The 4,621-nt window shown below is 26.4% G+C and carries 5 protein-coding genes and 1 pseudogene; 2 read left to right on the top strand and 4 right to left on the bottom strand.

All coding sequences use genetic code 11. The features are described 5' to 3' along the window. The 3 genes and pseudogenes from E6A48_RS11200 to E6A48_RS11210 all read right to left on the bottom strand — a co-directional run. A pseudogene (locus tag E6A48_RS11200) lies at positions 1-235 on the bottom strand (ATP-binding protein); the annotation flags it as partial. Positions 236-243: 8 nt separating this feature from the next. Continuing rightward, entirely contained in the window at positions 244-1,398 is a 1,155-nt protein-coding gene (dxr, locus tag E6A48_RS11205; RefSeq protein ID WP_219710375.1) for a 1-deoxy-D-xylulose-5-phosphate reductoisomerase, read from the bottom strand. Positions 1,399-1,503: 105 nt separating this feature from the next. Next, complete coding sequence (locus tag E6A48_RS11210; protein ID WP_219710377.1) at positions 1,504-2,316, bottom strand: ATP-binding protein; 813 nt, start codon at positions 2,314-2,316, stop codon at positions 1,504-1,506. Between the two features lie 146 nt (positions 2,317-2,462). Here E6A48_RS11210 and E6A48_RS11215 point away from each other — a divergent pair, with 146 nt between their 5' ends. After that, complete coding sequence (locus tag E6A48_RS11215) at positions 2,463-3,104, top strand: Crp/Fnr family transcriptional regulator (protein ID WP_219710379.1); 642 nt, start codon at positions 2,463-2,465, stop codon at positions 3,102-3,104. Positions 3,105-3,109: 5 nt separating this feature from the next. Here E6A48_RS11215 and E6A48_RS11220 read toward each other — a convergent pair whose 3' ends face one another. Further along, positions 3,110-3,550 carry an RrF2 family transcriptional regulator gene (locus tag E6A48_RS11220; protein WP_219710381.1) on the bottom strand — a complete coding sequence of 147 codons (441 nt, stop codon included), beginning with the start codon at positions 3,548-3,550 and terminating at the stop codon, positions 3,110-3,112. A 158-nt stretch (positions 3,551-3,708) separates the two neighbouring features. On the opposite strand from E6A48_RS11220, the gene E6A48_RS11225 reads away from it, so the two are divergent. Next, a partial coding sequence (locus tag E6A48_RS11225; RefSeq protein ID WP_219710382.1) for an SMP-30/gluconolactonase/LRE family protein occupies positions 3,709-4,621 on the top strand: 913 nt, incomplete at its 3' end.

Here is a 4,621-nt window from a genome sequence, read left to right on the forward strand (position 1 = left end):
ATATTTTTTTTATATATATGTTGTTATCTCCAAATATATACTCTAATAAAAAATCTCCTATATTATCATTATTGCTATAAAGTTCATTTAAAAAATTATAATATAAATATATTGTTTCTGCTTCATCATTATCATTATATTTTAATAGCTTTATTAATTTTTTTATCGTTTTTGTTTTTAGTATTTCTCTAAATATTATTAATTTTGAAAAGCCTATTATTATTTTTTCTTTCATAATTTTTCTCACATTTGTTTTATAGTTTCTATTAATTTTAAAGTTTCTTTTCTCGTTTCATTATCAATTCTTATAATATTTTCTACAGTAAGCGGTATGTGATCAACATTTATTTTTACCATTCTTTCTACTATATCAAATATTTCAGTGAATGATATTTTTCTCTCTAAAAAAGAATATACGCATACTTCATTAGCAGCATTTAATATGCAAGGATATAATCCGCCCTTTTTACCGCATTCATATGCAAGTTTAAGCATAATAAACTTATTAAAATCCATCTTATAAAAATTAATCTCGCTATGTTCATAAAGCTTTAATTTCTCAAATGGTGTAGTTTTTACTTCAGGGTAGGTGAGGGCATGCTGTATAGGAAGACGCATATCATTCTTTCCAATTTGGGCATATATTTCTCCGTCTACAAACTCAACCATAGAATGTATTAAACTTTGGGGGTGTATTATAGTTTCTATTTTGTCATAATCCAAATTAAATAAATGATGAGCTTCTATTACTTCAAAACCCTTATTCATCATAGTGGCACTATCTATTGTAATTTTTCCGCCCATATTCCAAGTTGGGTGTTTTAATGCCATTTCTACTGTAACATTTTTTAATTCTTCTTTTGGAGTTCTAAAGAAAGGTCCTCCAGATGCTGTTATTATTACTTTTGAAATTGGTACATTTTTAAAATGATTTAGTATTTGAAAAATTGCAGAATGTTCGCTGTCTATTGGCACTAATTTAGCATTATATTTTTTTAATAAATCATTAATTATATCTCCGCCTACAACTAATGTTTCTTTATTTGCTAATGCCACGGTTTTAGACTTTTTTATTGCTTCTATTGTTGGAAGAAAACCTGAATATCCTACTAAAGCATTTACTAGTATATCAAAATCAATATCTTTTACAAAATCAGCTATACTGCCTTCATGAATATTAACATCTATATTAAAATTTTTAAAATTATCTAATGCTTCTTTAGAAGATATATGCACATATTTTGGTTTGAATTTTATACATTCTTCTTTTAATACATCAATTTTTGTATTTGTAGTAATTCCTACTATTTCAAAGTCATTATAAAAATGTTCTATTACAGAGCAAGTGTTAACTCCTATAGAACCAGTGGCACCAAGTATAAGAACTCTCTTTTTCATTGAAAATTAATCCTTAAATATATTATAAAGAATGATATATCTTAAGATTAATTATTTCAAGTATGATGAGATGATTAGTTTATAATCATCTCATTATTATTTTTATTAAATTATTTCTCCGTCTATAGATATAGTGTATTCTTTTATGATTATGTTTTTATTAGCCTTTTTAAGAGCTGCTTCTACTATCATTTCAACACCTCCGCAGCAAGGTACTTCCATACGAACTATTGTAATAGATTTTATATTTTTAGTTTGAAATATATTGGCAAGTTTTTCAATATATAAATCTATGTCGCTGTCGAGTTTAGGACAAAGCATCATAAGCACTTTGCCTTTTAAGAATTTTGAATGGAAATTCGCATAAGTAAAAGGAACACAATCTGCACTAATAAGTAAATCTATATTATCAAGATACGGAGCATTTTGATTTATAAGTTTTAATTGTATAGGCCAATTTGTTAACTCTGAAGACATATGAATATTATTATTGTTTTCATTTCTAAGTTTATTTCTCATATCTCTTTGCATGCTTCCTGGGCAGCCGCAAGGTTTGTTTTCTTCCATATTTGGTACCTCCAAATTATTATCTTTCAAATATTTTATAGCTTCATTAAAAAGTTTATCTTCTCCATGTTCTTTTAGATGATGCAAATGAGCTTTTATTACATTAACACCGCCTTTAACGATATTTTCCATTACTTTTTGTTCATTATATTCTTCTGCTTCTCTCTCTTCTATAGTCATTGCATTTTCTGGACATTTTTTTATACAAGCTCCAAGTCCATCGCAAAACAAATCACTTATAAGTCTTGCTTTTCCGTCTATTATCTGCAAAGCTCCTTCAGGACAATCTGGTATGCATTCTCCGCAGCCTGTGCATTTATCTTCATCTATTTTTATTATTCTTCTTTTCATTTTTCTTAACTCCTATATGTAAAAGTTATTTATGTTTGTATAATATGATTTTTATACAAAAAACTCAGTTGCTATAGCAACTAACTAATATTGATTTTTTGATAAAAAATACTATATTAGTTACTATATAATTGAGAGTTTGATTTATGGAAGAATATATAGACATAATATTAAAATCAAGTTTATTTAATAATATAGACAGAGATAATATTCTTAATATAATTGATGGATTCGGATATCAAAACAAATCATACAAAAAAGGAAATATCATTATAGATATAGGTGATTATATAGATAATATTTGTTTAATATTAGATGGTATGGTAGAAGTTTCCAAAGAATATGATGATGCGAGAAAAAATATAGTTAACATATTAAATGCGGGGGATATTTTTGCTGAATCTTTTGCTTTATCTACAAATAAAATTTCTACTATACAGGCATTATCTTTCACTGATACTAAAATATTAAAAATAAATACTAATAATATTTTTAATAATGCAATTTTTTTAAAAAATTTAATTAGAGTTTTATCTGATAAAAATATATTCCTATCTATAAAAAATGATATATTAAGTCAAAAAAGTTTAAGAAGTAAAATAATGCTTTATTTAAAATATATGTCTAATATACAAAAATCTAATAATATAGTAATACCGTATAATAGAGATAAATTATCAGAGTTTATATCTTCAGATAGAAGTGCTTTATCAAGAGAATTAAATAGATTATCAAAAGAAAAAATAATAAAACTTGAAGGCAATAAAATAACAATTTTAAAACATTAAAAAAATTATTTATTCATAAAATCCAAATGCTTTTTTCTTTTTCTCACTTCATCTGCTATTTTTTTTATAGTTATTTTAGATAATGATTTTTCAAAGTCTTCTTTTACGTTATTAAACTCTTCTCCAAGTACATCAAACATAGCACATCCCACTGGGCATACATGGTTAGGGTGATGAAAGTTAAATAAACCTCTCTCTTCTTCTGTGAACACTGCTTTATATATTGAGAGTAATGTTATATCTTTTTCATCTTTTATAAGTTTACTTCCCTTTTTAGTTGTTTCAACTATTTCAGCATCTTGAAGTTTTAATAAAATTCTTCTTATTAGTGAGGGGTTAGTTTTTACGCTTTTTGCAAGCAGATGAGAAGTAGTGCCTTCATTTTCAAAAAAGGCTATGCATAAAACTATATGTGTGGCAACTGATAATTTTGTATTAATTTTCATTACATTATAATAAATTGAATAGACATAATAGTCAATAGCTTTTTATTTTTAGTATTGTGATTATTTTGGTAACAATGTTTTTTTAAATTGGTATTGATATAATATTGAAAATACTATATAAGTTTTTCAGAATCAATAAATAAAAAAAGGAGATAAAAATGAATAAAGTTTTTTTAATTTTATCATTGGTAGTATTTGCAGTTTCTTGTTCAAATAATTCTGGAGATGGAACAACTAAAGCTAGCAGCAGTACTTCAGGAGCTCAATACAAAAAAGAAGCTATGGGCATAACAGTAGAAGGTTTAGCTGCTCCAGAGAGTGTTAAGTTTAGAAATGGTAAATTATATATAGCAAATTTAGGTGACCCTAATGCTCCTAAAGACGGATTTATAATTGTTGCTAATGAAGATGGTTCTAATCCTACAAAACTTTTTGAAGGTGAGTTAGACAGCCCTAAAGGTTTTTCTTTCTTAACTGATGATATTATTATTATTCCTGACCAAGTTAATGACAGCTCTATGACAGGTAATTTAGTATTAGCTAATGTTAAAGAAAATAAAATAATTACTAAACTTCCTATAGAAGGTTCTAAATTCTTAAATGATACAGTAGTTATAGACCCTACAACAGTAGCTTTAACTGATACAGGTGCTTCAACTGTTCATTTTGTAAAAGTAAATAATAACTCAGCTTTATCTATTGCTTCATCAGTAACAGGAGTAGTTGGTGCTAATGGTATATTATTAGATAATGGAGTATTATATATAGCAGGAAGTACATTTGGCGGCGATGCTAATGGAGGAGATATTTATACTTTAAATATAGACGGTACAGGATTAACTAAATGGACAGCTTCAAGATTGGGTGCTGGTGCTTTAGATGGTATAGCTATTGCTAATGGCAAATTATATGTTTCTGATTGGGGTGAAAACGGTGCTAATAATAATGCTTGCATATATGTATTTGATTTAAATACTAAAGAACAATTAGAAAAAATTGAAGGTTCTTTAAGCGGAGTTGCTGATATAGATTTAGTTGATAATGTTATATATATACCAGAACTTTCTACAA

The sequence above is a fragment of the Brachyspira pilosicoli genome (genome assembly GCF_019402445.1).
In the GTDB taxonomy this organism is placed as follows: Bacteria; Spirochaetota; Brachyspiria; order Brachyspirales; family Brachyspiraceae; genus Brachyspira; species Brachyspira pilosicoli_B.

Coding starts and splice junctions, on each gene's coding strand:
- E6A48_RS11220 (WP_219710381.1), bottom strand. CDS start 3,550: ATGAAAATTAATACAAAATTATCAGTTGCCACACATATAGTTTTATGC.
- E6A48_RS11215 (WP_219710379.1), top strand. CDS start 2,463: ATGGAAGAATATATAGACATAATATTAAAATCAAGTTTATTTAATAAT.
- dxr (WP_219710375.1), bottom strand. CDS start 1,398: ATGAAAAAGAGAGTTCTTATACTTGGTGCCACTGGTTCTATAGGAGTT.
- E6A48_RS11210 (WP_219710377.1), bottom strand. CDS start 2,316: ATGAAAAGAAGAATAATAAAAATAGATGAAGATAAATGCACAGGCTGC.